This window comes from Phocaeicola coprocola DSM 17136 (assembly GCF_000154845.1).
In the GTDB taxonomy this organism is placed as follows: domain Bacteria; phylum Bacteroidota; class Bacteroidia; order Bacteroidales; family Bacteroidaceae; genus Phocaeicola; species Phocaeicola coprocola.
Genome location: NZ_DS981459.1, coordinates 21,452 through 41,000 on the forward strand (window position 1 = coordinate 21,452; position 19,549 = coordinate 41,000).

The window sequence follows — 19,549 nt, forward strand, 5'->3', positions numbered from 1 at the left end:
ATCTACTGTAGTATATTATTGCTTAATCCAAATGAATATTATAAATTTAGGAATTCTTGCTCACATTGATGCAGGAAAAACTTCCGTAACCGAGAATCTGCTGTTTGCCAGTGGAGCAACGGAAAAGTGCGGCCGTGTGGATAATGGTGACACCATAACGGACTCTATGGATATAGAGAAACGTAGAGGAATTACTGTCCGGGCTTCTACGACATCTATTATCTGGAATGGAGTGAAATGCAATATCATTGACACTCCGGGACACATGGATTTTATTGCGGAAGTGGAGCGGACATTCAAAATGCTTGATGGAGCAGTCCTCATCTTATCCGCAAAGGAAGGCATACAAGCGCAGACAAAGTTGCTGTTCAGTACTTTACAAAAGCTGCAAATCCCGACAATTATATTTATCAATAAGATTGACCGTGCCGGTGTGAATTTGGAGCGTTTGTATATGGATATAAAAACAAATCTGTCGCAAGATGTCCTGTTTATGCAAACTGTTGTCGATGGATCGGTTTATCCGGTTTGCTCCCAAACATATATAAAGGAAGAATACAAAGAATTTGTATGCAACCATGACGACGATATATTAGAACGATATTTGGCGGATAGCGAAATTTCACCGGCTGATTATTGGAATACGATAATCGCTCTTGTGGCAAAAGCCAAAGTCTATCCGGTGCTACATGGATCAGCAATGTTCAATATCGGTATCAATGAGTTGTTGGACGCCATTTCTTCTTTTATACTTCCTCCGGCATCAGTCTCAAACAGACTTTCAGCTTATCTCTATAAGATAGAGCATGACCCCAAAGGGCATAAAAGAAGTTTTCTTAAAATAATTGACGGAAGTCTGAGACTTCGAGACGTTGTAAGAATCAACGATTCGGAAAAATTCATCAAGATTAAAAATCTAAAGACTATTTATCAGGGCAGAGAGATAAATGTTGATGAAGTGGGTGCCAATGATATCGCGATTGTAGAAGATATAGAAGATTTTCGAATCGGAGATTATTTAGGTGCTAAACCTTGTTTGATTCAAGGATTATCTCATCAGCATCCCGCTCTCAAATCCTCCGTCCGGCCAAATAAGCCCGAAGAGAGAAGCAAGGTGATATCCGCTCTGAATACATTGTGGATTGAAGACCCGTCTTTGTCCTTTTCCATAAACTCATATAGTGATGAATTGGAAATCTCGTTATATGGTTTGACCCAAAAGGAAATCATACAGACATTGCTGGAAGAACGATTTTCCGTAAAGGTCCATTTTGATGAGATCAAGACTATCTACAAAGAACGACCTATAAAAAAGGTCAATAAGATTATTCAGATCGAAGTACCACCCAACCCTTACTGGGCCACAATAGGGCTGACTCTTGAACCCTTACCGTTAGGGGCAGGGTTGCAAATCGAAAGTGACATCTCCTATGGTTATCTGAACCATTCTTTTCAAAATGCCGTTTTTGAAGGGATTCGTATGTCTTGCCAATCTGGTTTACATGGATGGGAAGTGACAGATCTGAAAGTAACTTTTACTCAAGCCGAGTATTATAGCCCGGTAAGTACACCTGCTGATTTCAGACAGCTGACCCCTTATGTCTTCAGGCTGGCTTTGCAACAGTCAGGTGTGGACATTCTCGAACCGATGCTCTGTTTTGAGTTGCAGATACCCCAAGTAGCGAGTTCCAAAGCTATTACAGATTTGCAAAAACTGATGTCTGAGATTGAAGACATCAGTTGTAATAATGAGTGGTGTCATATTAAAGGGAAAGTTCCATTAAATACAAGTAAAGACTATGCCTCAGAAGTAAGTTCGTACACTAAGGGCTTAGGCATTTTTATGGTTAAGCCATGTGGGTATCAAATAACAAAAGACGGTTATTCTGATAATATCCGCATGAACGAAAAAGATAAACTTTTATTCATGTTCCAAAAATCAATGTCATTAAAATAATGGAGCGGTCAGGAAATTTCTATAAGGCAATACGGTTGGGATATATACTTATCTCCATTCTTATCGGATGTATGGCATATAATAGCCTCTATGAATGGCAGGAGATAGAAGCATTAGAACTTGGCAATAAAAAAATAGACGAGCTCCGAAAAGAAATAAACAATATCAATATTCAAATGATAAAATTTTCTCTATTGGGTGAAACAATACTGGAATGGAACGATAAAGATATCGAGCATTACCATGCACGGCGTATGGCAATGGACAGTATGCTCTGCCGTTTCAAGGCCACCTATCCAGCAGAGCGCATCGATAGTGTGCGCAGTCTTTTAGAGGATAAGGAACGACAGATGTTCCAGATAGTCCGGTTAATGGATGAACAACAATCTATTAACAAGAAGATAGCCAATCAAATTCCGGTTATTGTACAGAAAAGTGTGCAGGAACAGTCCAAAAAGCCAAAACGAAAAGGTTTCTTAGGCATATTCGGCAAAAAAAAGGAAGTAACTCCAGCAGTATCAACCACTATCCTTCATTCGGTCAATAGAAACGTAATCAGCGAACAGAAAGTGCAGGATCGCCAATTGTCGGAACAAGCCGACAGCCTTGCAGCTCGTAATGCAGAACTTAACAGACAACTGCAAGAATTGATTTGCCAAATAGAAGAAAAGGTACAAACCGAACTGCAAAGCCGGGAAAACGAAATAGTTGCCATGCGTGAAAAGTCATTTATGCAAGTAGGCGGTTTAATGGGATTCGTTCTTCTATTGTTGTTAATTTCCTACATCATCATACATCGTGATGCAAAAAGCATTAAACAATACAAGCACAAGACAACTGATTTGATAAGGCAACTGGAACAATCCGTACAACGGAACGAGGCACTGATAACGTCAAGGAAGAAGGCGGTACATACTATCACCCATGAACTGCGCACACCGCTGACAGCAATAACAGGCTATGCCGGACTGATACGGAAAGAACAGTGTGAGGATAAGTCCGGGCAGTATATCCAAAACATACTGCAATCCTCCGACCGTATGCGGGATATGCTTAACACTTTGCTTGACTTCTTCCGCCTGGACAACGGCAAGGAACAGCCCCGTCTGTCACCCTGCCGGATTTCAGCAATCACGCACACACTTGAAACGGAGTTCATGCCTGTTGCCGTGAACAAAGGGCTGTCCTTGTCCGTGAAGACTGGACACGATGCCATTGTATTGACCGACAAAGAGCGAATAATACAAATCGGGAATAACCTGCTGTCAAACGCTGTCAAGTTCACAGAAGAAGGCGGTGTTTCTTTGATTACTGAATATGATAATGGAGTTCTGACACTGGTCGTTGAAGATACAGGTACAGGCATGACAGAAGAGGAACAGAAACAAGCGTTCGGTGCGTTTGAACGTCTATCAAATGCCGCCGCAAAGGAGGGTTTCGGGCTTGGGCTTGCCATAATGCGTAATATTGTGTCGATGCTTGGCGGAACAATCCGTTTAGACAGCAAGAAAGGGAAAGGCAGTCGTTTCACAGTTGAAATTTCTATGCAGGAAGCTGAAGAACAGCTTGGATATACAAGCAATACACCTGTTTATCATAACAATAAATTCCATGATGTTGTCGCCATTGACAATGATGAGGTATTACTTCTGATGCTGAAAGAGATGTATTCCCAAGAAGGAATACACTGCGACACTTGCACCGATGCTGCGGCACTGATGGAAATGATACGCCAGAAAGAATACAGCCTGTTGCTGACAGACTTGAATATGCCCGATATAAACGGTTTCGAATTGCTGGAACTGTTGCGTTCGTCCAACGTGGGCAATTCACCAACAATCCCGGTGGTTGTGGCAACCGCTTCGGGCAGTTGTAACAAAGGGGAACTATTGGCAAAAGGCTTTGCCGGATGCCTGTTCAAACCGTTCTCCATATCGGAACTGATGGAGGTTTCCGACAGGTGTGCCATAAAAGCGACACCGGACGGGAAACCGGACTTTTCCGCCTTATTGTCCTATGGCAATGAAGCCGTCATGCTGGAAAAGTTGATAACTGAAACAGAAAAGGAAATGCAGGCGGTACGGGATGCAGCAAAAGAAAAAGACCTGCAAAAGCTGGATTCCCTGATCCACCACCTGCGCAGTTCGTGGGAGGTGCTCCGTGCCGACCAACCGCTGAATGTACTTTACGGATTGCTTCGTGGCGATGCTCTCCCGGATGGTGAAGCGTTAAGCCATGCCGTGACTGCCGTGCTGGATAAGGGAGTGGAAATAATACGGTTGGCAGAAGAGGAAAGGAGAAAATACGAAGATGAATAAGACAAAAATAATTGTGGTGGAAGACAACATCGTGTATTGCGAATATGTCTGCAATATGCTGTCACGGGAGGGCTACCGCAATATGAAGGCTTACCACCTCTCAACCGCGAAGAAACATCTGCAACAGGCAACAGATAATGATATCGTGGTTGCCGACCTGCGTCTGCCTGACGGCAGTGGCATAGACCTTTTGTGCTGGATGCGAAAGGAGGGAAAGATGCAGCCCTTCATCATTATGACCGACTACGCCGAAGTTAATACCGCCGTGGAAAGCATGAAACTCGGCTCGATAGACTATATTCCCAAACAGCTTGTGGAGGATAAACTTGTCCCCCTGATCCGTTCCATACTGAAAGAACGTCAGGCAGGACAACGCCGTATGCCTATATTCGCCCGTGAAGGTTCCGCCTTTCAGAAAATCATGCACCGCATAAGGCTGGTAGCCGCCACCGATATGAGCGTGATGATATTTGGTGAGAACGGCACGGGCAAGGAGCATATTGCCCACCTGTTGCATGACAAGAGCAAACGTGCAGGCAAGCCATTTGTGGCGGTGGACTGCGGTTCACTCTCCAAAGAGCTTGCACCGTCGGCTTTCTTCGGACACGTCAAAGGTGCATTTACAGGTGCGGACAATGCCAAGAAAGGATATTTCCATGAGGCGGAAGGCGGCACGTTGTTTCTGGACGAGGTAGGAAACCTCGCGTTGGAAACCCAACAGATGTTGCTCCGTGCCATACAGGAGAGGCGGTATCGCCCGGTCGGAGACAAGGCAGACCGGAATTTCAATGTCCGCATCATCGCTGCTACCAATGAAGATTTGGAGGTATCGGTGAATGAAAAGCGTTTTCGGCAGGATCTTCTGTACCGCCTGCACGACTTCGGGATAACCGTTCCTCCGTTGCGTGACTGTCAAGAAGACATTATGCCGCTGGCAGAGTTCTTCCGTGATATGGCAAACAGAGAGCTGGAGTGTAGCGTGAGCGGGTTCAGTTCCGAAGCACGTAAAGCGTTGCTGACACACGCATGGCCGGGCAACGTGCGGGAACTTCGGCAGAAAGTTATGGGTGCTGTATTGCAGGCGCAGGAAGGTGTTGTCATGAAAGAGCATCTGGAACTTGCCGTGACGAAACCGACCTCTACTGTCAGCTTCGCCTTGCGCAATGACGCGGAGGATAAGGAGCGGATATTGCGTGCGTTGAAACAGGCAAACGGCAACCGGAGTGTCGCCGCAGAACTGCTCGGCATAGGCAGGACAACACTATACAGCAAACTTGAAGAGTATGGACTTAAATATAAATTCAAGCAATCATAGCCCGTAATTCACTGAATTTGGCTATCTTTGCATAACATTTGAGAAAAACGGCGATTGGCAGGAGCTTTTCGCCGCCAACATATAGGATAAGACCGCAAGGCGTTTCAAGCGAAAATCTGGTAAATTGGAACTACGGAGACGATTGCGTGATGCTTATGCTATGCTTACGCATAGCGTGCATTCACGTACTCTCCGTAAAGGCTTTACCAGAGCCATCGCTTGAAGGTAGTGTGAATTGCACGCTACTTTTTTACCCTTGCCTAACGAAAGGAAACGATTATGGGTAAAGTTCAGATTCTCGCCGTACTGACGATGGACGGATGTCTTTCTTCAGAGTTATATGATAAAGCACATCAGGATTTGTGCCTTGACCGTTGCGGTCTTGATGAAATCAGGAAGAAAGCCTTTTACCGTGTGACACCGGACTATTCCATTTCAATGCTGCACGAATGGAGAAAAGACTGCACAAACATCCGTTACCTCGCGGAAGCCACACCGGACACGGCAGACTATATAAACGGACTGCTGCGGATGCACGCTGTGGATGAAATCATACTATACACCGTTCCTTTCATATCCGGAAGCGGACGACATTTTTTTAAGTCGGCTCTGCCAGAGCAACACTGGACGCTTTCCTCTTTGAAAAGCTATCCCAACGGTGTATGTCGCATTATCTATATCCTTGATAAAAAAGCAAGATAGCCAAAATGTGCGGCAAGCATACATTTCTATTTTCAGGAATAGAATAAATGTTCCGATTACAAACAATTTAAGTCGGAGATAATTTGTCCTTGTGAAAAAATACTGAATTTTATACCTCTGAAATCCAGCACTTTGTAAAATTGAGTGTTGGATTTTTTATTTTCTGCCGCGTTTTTTGCCAATTATATTCATGTGCGCACGCAGAAAACAAAGTGTAATTTTCAAAATTGACAGAACCATGAATTATTTCTTGCTGGCGGAAACCGACTTTTTCCGCCTGATAAACGAAGCCGGCGACTGCAATATGGAAACGGCATACACGGCTTTCGCCACCCAAGTGATCGAACTGTGCAACGGCGGCATGGACATGAACCTTACCGTCATCGCGCTTGCCTACATCGAAATCGAGTTGCAGCACCATCCCGTACGTAATCTGTCAGAAGAAAAAAGAGAGATTGCCGCCTACGTCAGCAAGGCTCTGTCTTTCGTAAGAAAGATGCAGAAATTCCTTGCCACGCCCCAAGTGCCACCACTAATATCCGCCAACAACGCAACAGAAACCACCGCCAGCCTTCTTCAATGGACGGGCAATGCCATCGACCTCGTGGAACTTATCTACGGCATAGACGTGATGGGCTGCATCAACAACGGCAATATGCCGCTCAAACAGCTCGCCCCACTTCTCTATAAGATATTCGGGGTTGATTCTAAAGACTGCTACCGCTTCTACACTGATATCAAACGCCGGAAGAACGAAAGCCGCACCTATTTCATTGACAGGATGCAGGAAAAACTGAACGAGAGAATGTTGCGTGATGAGGAGTTGGAGCGGATGAGAAAATAAAAAAATATCCATTACATATGAGAAGACAGGAATACTCGTATCCTGTCTTTTTATTTTCATTTAATTATCCTTAATTCCGCAACATAATTGATAATTATTTTTATAAGTTCCTGAGCAACATTTTGTTGCCCAGGTTTTTGCCATGTCAGCGTTTTCACTTACCTTAGTGTTGCGAATCCAAAGACAAAGAAAACCGCAACAGGCATGGCAAAGGTAGCAATAAAATCCGAAAGACTCACTCCTTTTGGAGGCATATTTCCAATCATGGAGCAATTTACCTCCCTTCTCTCCTCTACAATTGACTCAACACTTGGGTTGAGATGCAAACTCTATGGTTATCAATACAGCGAAATCATCCGCTCCCTCCTATGCGTTTACTTCTGCGGCGGTTCTTGCGTTGAGGATGTCACCGCCCACTTAATGAGTCATCTTTCCCTTCACCCCACACTCCGCACCTGTAGCGCCGACACCATCCTTAGGGCAATAAACGAACTGACCCGGGAAAACATCTCATACACGTCTGATGCCGGAAAGTCCTATGATTTCAATACGGCAGACACACTCAACACATTGCTCCTGAATTGCCTGTTGTCCACAGGGCAGTTGAAAGAGGGCGGGGAGTATGACGTTGACTTTGACCACCAGTTCATTGAGGCGGAGAAGTACGATGCAAAGCCCACGTACAAGAAATTTCTTGGTTACAGGTCCGGTGTGGCCGTTATCGGCGACATGATTGTCGGCATAGAGAACAGCGACGGCAACACCAATGTACGCTTTCACCAGAAGGACACGCTAAAGAGGATTTTGGAGAGACTTGAAGAGAAGAAGCTGACAGTCAAACGCTTCAGGGCCGACTGCGGCTCATGCTCTGAAGACATTGTGGATGAGGTCAGGAAGCATTGCAGGACATTCTACATACGCGCCAACCGCTGCTGCTCGCTCTATGATGACATCTTCGCGCTCAGAGGGTGGAAGAAGGAAGAGATAAACGGCATCGTGTTTGAGTTGAACTCCATTCTCGTTGAGAAGTGGAAGGGCAAACCGTATCGCCTGGTAATCCAGAGACAGAGACGCATGGGCAGTGGACCGGACCTGTGGGAGGGGGAATATACATACCGCTGCATCCTGACCAACGATTACGAATCATCCATGAGGGACATCGTGGAGTTCTATAACATGCGCGGTGGCAAGGAACGCGTCTTTGATGACATGAACAATGGGTTTGGATGGGACAGACTGCCTAAATCCTTCATGGCGGAAAATACCGTGTTCCTGCTCCTGACGGCACTGATACGCAATTTCTACAAGGCCATCATGCAAAGGATTGAAGTGAAGAAGTTCGGGCTCAAGGAAACCAGCCGTATCAAGACGTTTGTCTTCAAATTCATTTCAGTACCTGCCAAGTGGATTAAGACCGCAAGGCAATGTGTGCTGAATATCTACACCGACAACCATGCATATGCAGAAGCCTTCAAAACTTCTTCCGGATGATTTACATCACTTGATGGCCACTGATTGCGTATTGCCTCAAGTCGCTTTATGGGGTAAGGGGATGGTATGCGCATTGAAACGGACGCGAGGACTTAATGGTTATCTTACGAATCAAAAGTCCATTTCTCTTTATGTAGGTAGCACTTCGGGAATGGAGTTGCGGATTTAAGGATTATATATTAATTAGCACAATATATGTGAGTTTTTCATTCCTATAAGGACAAATTTCAGAAACGTATGTCTGGTAAATTATTGAGTCATCATAGTATGAACATATATCATTACTAAAAACAATGAAACAACTTCCATAAGATTGTGGTTGTAAAAATCGCCATTTAATAGCCCGTTTTTTTTGTAAAATTCGCCAATTAAAAAAATATGATTATCTTTGCATTATATTTTATAAGGTATGGAAACAGTAAATAGAATACTTCAAGAGAAGATTACAGCACGAATCGCGCCCAATAAAGCAGTACTGATTTTTGGTGCTCGCCGTGTTGGTAAAACGGTAATGATGCGTAAAATTGTGGACAACTATTCAGGTAGGACGATGATGCTCAACGGCGAAGACTACGACACATTAGCACTATTGGAGAATCGCTCAATAGCCAATTATCGGCATTTATTGGATGGTATTGATTTGCTGGCTATTGATGAGGCACAGAACATACCACAAATCGGTAGTATTCTGAAGTTGATAGTTGATGAAATACCGGGAATAAGTGTCTTGGCAAGTGGTTCTTCGTCATTCGATTTGCTGAATAAGACTGGTGAACCGTTGGTCGGCCGCAGTACGCAATTTCTCCTTACACCATTCTCGCAACGGGAAATCGCACAGACGGAAACGGCACTTGAAACCCGCCAGAACCTCGAAGCGCGCTTGATTTACGGTTCCTATCCCGAAGTAGTAATGATGGAGAACTATGAACGTAAAACAGACTACCTACGTGATATTGTCGGTGCATACCTGCTTAAAGATATCTTAGCAATTGACGGCTTAAAAAATTCGAGCAAGATGCGCGATCTACTGCGATTGATAGCTTTTCAGTTGGGCAGCGAAGTTTCTTACGAAGAGTTAGGTAAACAACTCGGCATGAGCAAGACGACCGTTGAAAAATACCTCGACCTATTGGAAAAGGTCTTCGTTATCTATCGTCTGGGGGCTTATTCGCGTAACCTACGCAAGGAGGTTACAAAAGCTGGCAAGTGGTACTTCTACGACAACGGCATTCGCAATGCCATTATCGGGGCTTTCTCACCGCTGGCCATTCGGCAGGATGTCGGTGCGCTGTGGGAGAACTACATCATCGGAGAGCGGCGCAAAGCGAACTTCAATGAGGGACTGCACAGGGAGTTCTATTTCTGGCGCACCTACGACAAACAGGAAATCGACCTGATTGAGGAGAGTGCCGACAGTCTTACCGCCTTGGAGTTCAAGTGGGGAAATAAAATGCCGGCCGCACCGAAAGCCTTCCAAGAAGCCTATCCCTATGCCGAGTTTCATGTGGTAAATCGGGAGAATTATTTGGAGTTCGTATAATCAATAAATTACGTATATGGAAACAAAACTACAATCCAAACAGCAATATCCGCGGTTTATCCAAAATAAACCGTGTGGTATTGACAAATTCGATGGAGGTTCGCAAGAAAGGTTGGCAAAAACTATTGCTCGCCATTTTTGTCAGAATGATTCATTGGATGAGGAATGTACTTTACCTCGAATTATCGGCATCGAAGGTATTTGGGGATCTGGAAAATCCAACGTGGTTAAAATGTTGGAACGTGAATTATCAGACGACTATTACTTTTTTGAGTATGACGCATGGGGACATCAAGAGGACTTGCAACGCCGCTCTATATTGGAATTGCTTACAAGCAAACTTATTGATGATGGTATCCTATCTGGAAATGCAACAATAAAAGTCAAAGGTGGAGGTACGAAAACCGTATCATGGTCTGAAAAGCTGAAATATTTATTAGCCCGTAAAACGGAGACCGTAACCGAAAAATATCCCCTTATCAGTAATGGTATGGTTGCGGCATTTTTGGTTGCAGTTTTAACTCCGATATTTACATTTATTGCGTATGCAGTAAAACCTACACCCACAACATGGTGGTTTTCTTTATTGTCTATTATCATAGCTGCACTGCCAGTTCTTATTGCATTGTGCGTTTGGAAATGGGCATATAGCAAAGATCATAAATATGGATGGAGTTATATGTTAGCTATTTATCAAGATAAAGTCGAAAAGGACGTTTGCTATGAGACTTTGAGCGAAGACGAACCAACGGTTTACGAGTTCAAAACATGGATGCAAGACATTTCTGATTTTATCAAGGAAAAAGGACAACGTAAATTAGTCCTTGTTTTTGACAACATGGATCGTCTCCCCGCTGAAAAAGTAAAAGAATTATGGTCTTCTATCCATACGTTCTTCGCCGATAGCGGTTTTGAAAATGTTTGGGCTGTTATTCCTTTCGATGAAACACATTTAGCTTGTGCATTCGGAGATGAGACCGACGAACAAACGAAACAACTGACCAAGTATTTTATCAATAAAACTTTCCCTATTGTTTATCGTGTTGCTCCTCCTGTTATTACCGACTATCGAAGTATATTCAACAAACTGTTTGTTGAAGCATTTGGAGAAACAGAAAATGAAGCGAAAGAAACTATAAATCGGATATTCAGATTGGTAAATCCTAATGCCAATGTTAGGGAAATTATATCATATATCAATGAGATGGTCGCTCTTAAACAAGAGTGGTGTAACGAAATTTTGATGATAAACATAGCATTGTTCTGTTTGAAGAAGACGGATATTCTGGCAAATCCAGTAGAACAAATATTGTCCGGCGACTATCTGAATGGCATTCAAACAATAATTAACAATGATCTGCAAACACAACGCGAAATTGCAGCTTTGGTATATGGTGTCGATGTTGAAGATGCTCGACAAATTCCATTGAAAAAATATATTGAAGGCTGCATCAACGGAGAAGAAGACCACGACATAAATCAATATGCAGAGACTAATAAACAATTTGACACTGTATTAGAAGAAGTTATACAATGTATGGACAATGCGCTTATCGATAAGATTATACATTGTTTGCATAAATTAACTCGAAAGAGCGATGTTATTCTGCGTGTATGGCAAAGAATAGCACAATTGAAATTAAAAGAATCCATAGAGAAGCAGGTGTTCCCTGTCGAATACCAAGAACTGCTGTTGCATTTAGACACGGAAAGCCAAAACCATGTGATTGCTCAATTATATAAGAAGATAGTTCGGTTCAATGACTTCAATGGCGGCGACTATTTCAAAACGTTAGATGCAATAGACAGGTTTATTGCGCAAAATAAGTTGGCGTGCGATTTTACGTCATTGATTGAAGCAAAAACAGTCAAGCCAAATACATTTATCGATTATATTCAAGCTGCAAATGCAACAGATGCTGCCTATCGGGATAACGCGACAACTAAAGCATATAAATATTATCAAGTAGCAACAAATTCGGAGGCGCTCGATAATTATTTGGCAAACTTACTACCCGATAATTTCGACCATGCAGATATTGTAAAAACGTTAAAAGATAATTCTACCTATACGTTTCCAACGCTTTTGCAAGCGATCACGAATTGCATTGATGAACAGAATGTAAATAAAGATAATATAGGGGCTATATTTACAACCTATCGTTTATTGGCATCTGACGAAGAAAGACCTTTACCTGTAACGTTAGATTCAACCTACATAAATCAGTTGCATTCTGAATTAGAAACTGATGGCCGAAACATTAAAGAGTCTGGATATTACGATTTAGTCGCCATGCAATTGGCACATGGTCATTCCGTTTCCTTAATAGAGGGTGGAGATATAAAATATGTTGCAGAACTCATGGACTATTATGTGGATCATGGAGACTTATTAGTAAATAGTGTGGGATGGAATATACCGCTATTAAATGAAACACTACAATACATGGTAAATCATAAACTTGGCTATAAATTATTGCTCTCAGACATATTGCCCCAATTTGAAGATATTAAGAACAGAATAGGTGTAACGGATGAGGTATTTATCGAGCATTTAGCAGAGTGGAATACCGATTTGGATAAGTATATCACTAAGAACAATATTAAAGATGTAATTCCTGACGCATCTTTTTACGATTTGACCACTAAAATAAGCAATGTCCTGACCGATCATATCAATAAAATAGCGTTCGAAGCGTTGTCTGAAATAAGTGTTGATACATTATACGCCCAAAGAACAGCACATACATCATATTATTGGTTTGTCGCAATAAAACATTTACTGGCTAAAATCAAATCCTTGCCAGATAACTTGACTGAATTTGGCAAAAAGATTCTGATGGATATTGCTTCTGGAACTCAAAGTTTGAATCCTTTCCCTAATTGTTTCAAGAATATAGTTGAAAGATTGGATAAACGAAAAATTAAATCGACAGTTACCGATATAAGAAATGATTTCTGCATCGGTAAAAAGACTATCAATGCAATAAAGTTTCAATTTTTCGAAACATGGCTTAGATCGCATGGTAATTTGAAAAGTCAAGCTGGAGACGTTATTGATAAAATAGTGAAACCTGTAATTTCCGATGGGGCATGCCGTTCATTGATTCTGCAAAACAAAGATTTTTATATGGATTTAATAAATACAGCAGGGGATGATGCTTATGAATTGAAAAAGAGTCTCCGAAACCTCATACAAAAAGATTCAGATCCGCAATTGGTTAAATTTGTCAATTCGATAGATTCAGTACCTGAGGTTGAAACCGCGTAAGTATTTGTCTAACAAGTCCGAATTTTACGATTTTACCCGTCAGAACTGAAGTGCCCCCCAAAAAAATTGTATCCAACTTTTGGGGGTCACTTCAAACTTCGATAGGGATAATTTTCAATTTTGGGGACTTGTTAGACAGTCTCATTATCTGGTAGCAGTTTACACAGCACCGGATCGTTTTTGATACGCTCCAGTTCCTCCTGCACAATCTGCTTCACCTCTTCCTTGATGCGCCGGTAGTTCGCCTGCACCGTTTCCTTCATGCGGTCGTTGCCGTCCTCGTCCGTGAAGTTTGTAATGACGGGAATTTTCTTGTAGGCACTTTCTTCCCGTTTCACCTTTTCGGCATCCACCACAATCTCGCAATGAAAAATCTTCTGCTCGATACGCTCGTTGAAGTTGTCGGATACAGAACCGACAAACATTCCCTGCGTAAGCCCGGAAATCTTACTCGGTGGAATGAGCGCGTCCATCTGCGTGTTGATGGAGGTGGAAACATCCTGCCGGTTGATGGAGATGGACTGCCGTTTCTGCAACACCTTACCGAACCGCTCGGAGAGCGTCTTGGCTGTTTCCCCCACCACCTGACCGGAGAAAATATTGCCGACAGTGTTCATCACCACTTTCGCCTCTTTGTCCCCGTAGTCACGCACTAACTGGCTGAAATCCTGAAAGCCCAGACACACGGCAACCTTGTTGCTTCGGGCGGTAGCTATAAGATTGTCCAACCCTTTGAAGTATATTGTGGGCAACTCGTCGATGATGACCGATGACTTCAGCATCCCCTTCTTGTTGATGAGCTTCACGATACGGGAATTATACAGACCGAGTGCCGCACCGTAGATATTCTGACGGTCGGGATTGTTACCCACGCAGAGGATTTTCGGCTCTTCGGGATTGTTGATGTCCAGCGTAAACTCGCTGTCTGACATCACCCAGTAGAGCTGCGGTGAAATCATCCTCGAAAGCGGGATTTTTGCCGACGCTATCTGACCCATGAGCTGCTCCGCAGCCCCTCCAAGCCACGCATCCATGAACGGCGAAAGGTAGTTCTCCAGCTCCGGATAAGAGGTCAGTATCGGAAATATATCCTCGTAACGGCGGTTCAGAAACTCGATAGCATGGGGAAACGTGCAAAACTTCCCGTTCTGATAGATTTTGAGATACCAGATAATACTGGCAAACAGAATGATAGGTGACTCCACGAAGAAGTCGCCCTGCTTTTGCACCCACGTTTTATTGAGGTTGAGCATTATTGTGTAGGCACTCTCATAGGCATCCGTAATATCTTCCATAAAATCCGGGTGAATGGGATTGCACCGATGAGAGCGTCGCGGGTCGTCGAAGTTGATCACATAGAACTTCGGCTTTACCTTGTAGCCGTCCGGGTGGTTCAGCAAATGGTTGTAGGCAATAGTAGATAGGTCGGGATACTTGAAATCGTAGATGTATTGACTAAAGCCCTTTTCAATCTGTTGCTTGATAAAATTGTTTACCACGGCATAGGACTTGCCGCTGCCCGGCGTACCCAACACGATGGACGCACGGAAGGGATTAACTACATTGATCCAACCGTTGTTCCAGCGTTTCCTGTAATAGAAACGTGTCGGCAGATTGACCGAATACTCGCTTTCGATAAGCCTCGTTTCCTGCATGAAACTCTCGTTCTCGTTGTTGAAAACATCCTCCATCAAATTGTGTTTCAACAGGCGGCTCATCCACAGACCACCCATCAACAGGCAGACATAGCCCGTTCCAATGGTAAGGACATACAGTCCCGTCACCGCTTCAAGCGGCAGCGGCAGGGGCAGCAACCACCAGTTCAGGAAAAACAGCACGAACCCGACGGCAAATGCTGTCCAGATTCTCCCCCAAGTGATTTTCTCACCCTTGACACCCTTCGTACCCAGACAGGACAAGGCAAGCAAAAGGACGGAAAACAGCTTCGTGTAGAGAATGGAATGGAACAGCCCCGCCGTGCGGTCGAAGTTCAGAAGGATTTTGTCCACCACGCCGATGTTCACGCCCCACAGCCGGATGGCTTCGTAGCAGAACCAGTACACGTTCATGACCACTAAAATGATACTCACGGCACGCAGAAAATCCATGATTTTCGCCAATGCCCTCAAATCGTCTTCTTGTTGTGACATACATTGATTTTTTAATTGTTGATACTCTGATTACATACCCAAGCCCTTGCGTTTTTTCTTCTTTTTGCGCTTCATCGCCCGGATGAAAGCCTCTTCCTCGGCATCTACCGCCGGACCTTCGGGAGTGAGCAAGCCCATACCGCCCGATATATCTTCACTGTCGTAGGCGGTCTGCCCGTGTGCCTTGTCCGCAGCATCCACAGGGATGGATAGCGGTATCGGCGGTTGTCCGGCGTATGGCAGGGTGAAGTGTTCCTGCAAGGCATTCGCCGAAAGCTCCTTACCCATGCGCGAACCGTTCAGCACGCATCCCGTGCGGTGGTCGATGAAGGTAGCCCCATAGATGCGCCCTTCCTCTGTGTAGCGCAGTACGGTGTCGATGCCCTTCTCTTTGAGTTGGGATACAAATTTGTCCTTGTCATAAGTGCCTTGCAGCACGGAAAGGACGGTGCGTTTCGTCATGTCTGCCAGTTTCCTATCCTTGATTTCCGATTTGGAACGGACAAACTTCTTCTGTACGGCTTCATAGCCTGCGGACTTCCCGAAAAGCGAGGATTTGAACGGGTTGCCCACCTTGTTACCCTTGTCGTCCGTGACGGAATAGACCAGCCCGTGATACTCCCGTCCGCGCACGTTGCCCCTCGCTTCCTCCACCGTCATATTATATAAGGAAAGGAGCGCACGGTATTCGCCCATCGTCTGGAAACGGTACTGCCCATTCAGAGCCTTCACGGTGTTGCCTACCTGCTTCTTCACATCACCTGCCGATGCGGCCACCTTGCGCAACGGATTATCCAATCTCTGATTTTTACGTTCTGCCGGATGCAATCCGTACTTCTGTTCCAGTTCCCTGCGGATACGGTCGCTGCGGCGGTAGAGAAAATCCCGGTTGAGCCTTTTCCCGTTCTCGTCCACGTTGACCGTCACGATGTGCAGGTGGTGGCGGTCGATGTCCTCGTGCTTGAATACAAGATAAGGCTGGTTTCCGAAACCGAGTTTTTCCAGATACTCGCGGGCGATATTCTGCAACTCAATATCGGTCAGCACATCCTCCGGGTGCGGGTTGAGAGAGATATGCACCACCGGCTTCTCGATCTTCATCTGCGGTGGCAGGAAGGTGAGAAAACCCTCCATCGCCTTGCCTATGTCCACCGTTCCCGAACCGTCATTGTAGATGCGGTTGGTGGTGAGAAGCCGCCCCTGCGCCTCGTTAATCTTCTCCCCGTTGTAGGCAATCGCGCCGTACAACGAACTTCCTACACTGATTTTTGCGACCATTTTGCCTCCATTTCCCTTGAAAGTTCCACAATCCGGCGGCTCAGTTTCACGAGTTCGACGGTGTGTTGCTCTAATTTGTAGAGCAACGCCATCGCCTTTTTCTCTGAAAAATGCAGCCTCAGTTCCTTCACGACTTGGTTGTAATTCGTACCCACGGCACGGAATTGTGCATGAAAATCCGACAGTTTGGTGTAATAGTCCACCAACGTCTTGTCCACCTTCAGCACCTTGAACGGTTGCCCGAAGAAGTGCGCTTTGAGGAAAACAGACCGTGCATAGACACCCGATTTTCCGAACATGGCGAGGAAACGGTTGTGTTCCTCCTCGTTGAAACGGACGGTGTACCGGTACACCGCCGGATCAAGTTTGGGATTTCTCCCTGATTTGCTTTTCCTTTTCTCTTTCATATTACTTTGGATTTAGCGGATTGACGGCATAAGCCGCCGCTTCGGATTACAGCACCGCAGTTCTGAAAGGCTTCCCGACTTCGGAGGGAAAGCCCGCCCCCTGCAAGGGCAAGTGCTTTTCGTGGCTGCTCAAAATATTTTGAGCGGCTGAAAAGACATCTTGCTATGTTCAGGTGAACATAAAAATCCGTCAGGGGACGGATTGGGAAAATACCTTTCAGGACTCCGGGCCGCGCGTCATCGGCGAACCCTGCTGTCCGGGTGCAAAGTTACGCCCTTAAAGCGGTATCGGACAGATGCTTGACCCGGTCAATGACTGCCAACCGGCGCAACGTGCCGCCACTTGCCGGAGAAGTGATACAGGTTCCAAAATATACTTGTTTATTTGCAGCATGATTCAAGAAACGAACGATTTGAAGATATGATAAACGGAACATTCAAATACCCGGAAATCCGCTTCTTCGGATACTTGCCGAAACGGATACCCGAACCGTCGGAAACCCGGTTCTCCGACAATTCGGTGACGTATGGATTCAATGACTTCATGACGCAATGTCGTCAATCACCATTTGTCCGACGCACCGCTTCACCACAGAACCGGATACGCGACGACCCGCCTGCGTGTGTAGTCACGGAAGCGGATGGTGCGACAGCCAAATCCGTATGGAAACAGAAAAACAAATCATCAACAATTAAAATAAATGGAACTATGAGTAAGGAAATCTTCGTTGCATTCGCAACACAGAAAGGTGGCATCGGCAAATCCACTGTCACGGCACTTGCCGCCAGCTACCTGCACAACGTGAAAGGCTACAATGTCGCCGTCGTGGACTGCGACGACCCGCAGCACAGCATCCACGGGCTGCGCGAACACGAAATGGGGCTTATCGACAGCAGCACCTACTTCAAGGCTCTCGCTTGCGACCATTTCCGCCGGATCAAAAAGAACGCCTACACCATCGTCAAAAGCAATGCGGTGAACGCCCTCGACGATGCCGAGAGGATGATTGCCACTGAGGACGTGAAACCCGACGTGGTGTTCTTCGACATGCCCGGCACACTCCGAAGCAACGGCGTGATAAAGACGCTCTCGCAGATGGACTACATTTTCACTCCGCTGAGTGCCGACCGCTTTGTCGTGGAGAGTACCCTGAAATTCGTCACGATGTTCCGCGACAGGCTGATGACTACCGGACAGGCGAAAACAAAGGGGCTGCATCTGTTCTGGACGATGGTGGACGGCAGGGAGAGGAACGACTTGTACGGCATCTACGAGGAAGTGATAGCCGAAATGGGCTTTCCGGTACTTTCCACCCGCTTGCCCGACAGCAAGAAGTTCCGCCGTGACCTTTCGGAAGAGCGCAAGAGCGTTTTCCGCTCCACCATCTTCCCGATGGACACGGCACTGCTGAAAGGGAGTGGCATCCGGGAGTTTTCCGAAGAGATAAGCGACATCATCAGACCGCAGTGAGCATGGGCAGCAGGAAAGTGAACACGGAAGGCATCGACGAGGAACTGCTGTTAGCCTCCATCGGGCGGCGCACACAGGACGGGACACTGCGCCCCGCACAGGAAGTACCCGCAGCTGCACCGACCGAAGAGGACACCGCCGCACCGGAACCATCTCCTGTGCAACCCGTAACACGGGAAAAAGCGCAGAGGGAAAGTGGACGCCGGAAAAGGCAGGACGAGGACTACAACGAGCTATTCCTGCGCCGCAACGAGATAAAGACCCGCCAATGTGTCTATATCAGCCGTGACGTCCACGGCAAGATCCTCAGAATCGTGAACGACATCGCCGGAGGGGAAATCTCAGTAGGCGGATATGTGGATACCGTGCTGCGCCAGCATCTGGAACAGCACAAGGAGAGAATCAACGAACTGTACAAGAAACAACGTGAAGATCTGATTTGAAAATGGAAAAAGAAATGACACCGAATGAAAAAAGACCACAGCAAGACTGCGGAGGTATGTTTACCCAAGTGCAGGCGAGTGTGGAAATACTGTCGCCTGTCCCGGTAAGCGGCAAATGCAGTGAGAAGGACTATGAACGCCTGTTCATCCGCGACCCGGAAGTAAAGGCACGTGAGGGGAAGATGGCGTATGTGCGCCCGGAGTACCACGAGCGTATCATGCGTATCACCCGTGTAATCGGGCATGACCGGCTTACGCTGTCCGCTTACATCGACCATGTGCTGACGCACCACTTCAACCAGTGCGAAGATGCGATAAAGAGCCTTTATGCCCGAAATTACAATTCAGTATTCTAACCAAAA

At 45.5% G+C, this 19,549-nt stretch carries 15 protein-coding genes; 11 read left to right on the forward strand and 4 right to left on the reverse strand.

The annotated features are described in order from the left end of the window. Window positions 1–31 precede the first annotated feature (31 nt). From tet(Q) to BACCOP_RS05605, 8 genes are all read left to right on the forward strand, one after another. On the forward strand, window positions 32–1,957 hold the full coding sequence (gene tet(Q), locus BACCOP_RS05570; RefSeq protein WP_004291466.1) for a tetracycline resistance ribosomal protection protein Tet(Q): 1,926 nt from the start codon (window positions 32–34) through the stop codon (window positions 1,955–1,957). Further along, window positions 1,957–4,275, forward strand: a complete 2,319-nt coding sequence (locus BACCOP_RS05575; RefSeq protein ID WP_004291467.1) for a hybrid sensor histidine kinase/response regulator — start codon at window positions 1,957–1,959, stop codon at window positions 4,273–4,275. The genes tet(Q) and BACCOP_RS05575 overlap by 1 nt, the downstream gene beginning before the upstream one ends. Beyond that, window positions 4,268–5,590: a sigma-54-dependent transcriptional regulator gene (locus tag BACCOP_RS05580; RefSeq protein WP_004291471.1), complete on the forward strand. Its 1,323-nt coding sequence runs from the start codon at window positions 4,268–4,270 to the stop codon at window positions 5,588–5,590. The genes BACCOP_RS05575 and BACCOP_RS05580 overlap by 8 nt, the downstream gene beginning before the upstream one ends. A 279-nt stretch (window positions 5,591–5,869) precedes the next feature. Further along, window positions 5,870–6,292 carry a dihydrofolate reductase family protein gene (locus tag BACCOP_RS05585; RefSeq protein WP_004291474.1) on the forward strand — a complete coding sequence of 141 codons (423 nt, stop codon included), beginning with the start codon at window positions 5,870–5,872 and terminating at the stop codon, window positions 6,290–6,292. A gap of 238 nt (window positions 6,293–6,530) precedes the next feature. Next, window positions 6,531–7,136: an RteC domain-containing protein gene (locus BACCOP_RS05590; RefSeq protein ID WP_004304269.1), complete on the forward strand. Its 606-nt coding sequence runs from the start codon at window positions 6,531–6,533 to the stop codon at window positions 7,134–7,136. Window positions 7,137–7,340: 204 nt separating this feature from the next. Then, window positions 7,341–8,627 carry an IS1380-like element IS615 family transposase gene (locus tag BACCOP_RS05595; RefSeq protein ID WP_007567149.1) on the forward strand — a complete coding sequence of 429 codons (1,287 nt, stop codon included), beginning with the start codon at window positions 7,341–7,343 and terminating at the stop codon, window positions 8,625–8,627. A 409-nt stretch (window positions 8,628–9,036) separates the two neighbouring features. Continuing rightward, window positions 9,037–10,167 (forward strand): ATP-binding protein, encoded by a 1,131-nt coding sequence (locus BACCOP_RS05600; RefSeq protein ID WP_004291480.1) that lies wholly within the window; start codon window positions 9,037–9,039, stop codon window positions 10,165–10,167. A gap of 16 nt (window positions 10,168–10,183) precedes the next feature. Beyond that, window positions 10,184–13,438 (forward strand): P-loop NTPase fold protein, encoded by a 3,255-nt coding sequence (locus BACCOP_RS05605; protein ID WP_004291481.1) that lies wholly within the window; start codon window positions 10,184–10,186, stop codon window positions 13,436–13,438. 131 nt (window positions 13,439–13,569) lie between these two features. On the opposite strand, the gene mobC is transcribed toward BACCOP_RS05605, so the two are convergent. The 4 genes from mobC to BACCOP_RS20995 form a co-directional block, all read right to left on the reverse strand. After that, window positions 13,570–15,588 carry a conjugal transfer protein MobC gene (gene mobC, locus BACCOP_RS05610; protein WP_004291482.1) on the reverse strand — a complete coding sequence of 673 codons (2,019 nt, stop codon included), beginning with the start codon at window positions 15,586–15,588 and terminating at the stop codon, window positions 13,570–13,572. A 30-nt stretch (window positions 15,589–15,618) separates the two neighbouring features. Continuing rightward, window positions 15,619–16,866, reverse strand: a complete 1,248-nt coding sequence (gene mobB, locus BACCOP_RS05615; protein ID WP_004291483.1) for a conjugal transfer protein MobB — start codon at window positions 16,864–16,866, stop codon at window positions 15,619–15,621. Beyond that, window positions 16,845–17,273, reverse strand: coding sequence for a conjugal transfer protein MobA (gene mobA, locus BACCOP_RS05620; RefSeq protein ID WP_004291488.1), 429 nt, complete (start codon window positions 17,271–17,273; stop codon window positions 16,845–16,847). The genes mobB and mobA overlap by 22 nt, the downstream gene beginning before the upstream one ends. Before the next feature lie 381 nt (window positions 17,274–17,654). Beyond that, window positions 17,655–17,819: a hypothetical protein gene (locus BACCOP_RS20995; RefSeq protein ID WP_196029218.1), complete on the reverse strand. Its 165-nt coding sequence runs from the start codon at window positions 17,817–17,819 to the stop codon at window positions 17,655–17,657. On the opposite strand from BACCOP_RS20995, the gene BACCOP_RS05625 reads away from it, so the two are divergent. From BACCOP_RS05625 to BACCOP_RS05635, 3 genes are read left to right on the forward strand one after another with little or no spacing between them, the layout of a single operon-like run. Further along, on the forward strand, window positions 17,818–18,744 hold the full coding sequence (locus BACCOP_RS05625) for a ParA family protein (RefSeq protein ID WP_005783105.1): 927 nt from the start codon (window positions 17,818–17,820) through the stop codon (window positions 18,742–18,744). The genes BACCOP_RS20995 and BACCOP_RS05625 overlap by 2 nt on opposite strands. Window positions 18,745–18,746: 2 nt before the next feature. Beyond that, complete coding sequence (locus BACCOP_RS05630; protein ID WP_004291503.1) at window positions 18,747–19,187, forward strand: DUF3408 domain-containing protein; 441 nt, start codon at window positions 18,747–18,749, stop codon at window positions 19,185–19,187. 2 nt (window positions 19,188–19,189) lie between these two features. Beyond that, window positions 19,190–19,543, forward strand: coding sequence for a DUF3408 domain-containing protein (locus BACCOP_RS05635; RefSeq protein ID WP_004291505.1), 354 nt, complete (start codon window positions 19,190–19,192; stop codon window positions 19,541–19,543). The last annotated feature ends 6 nt before the right edge of the window (window positions 19,544–19,549 follow it).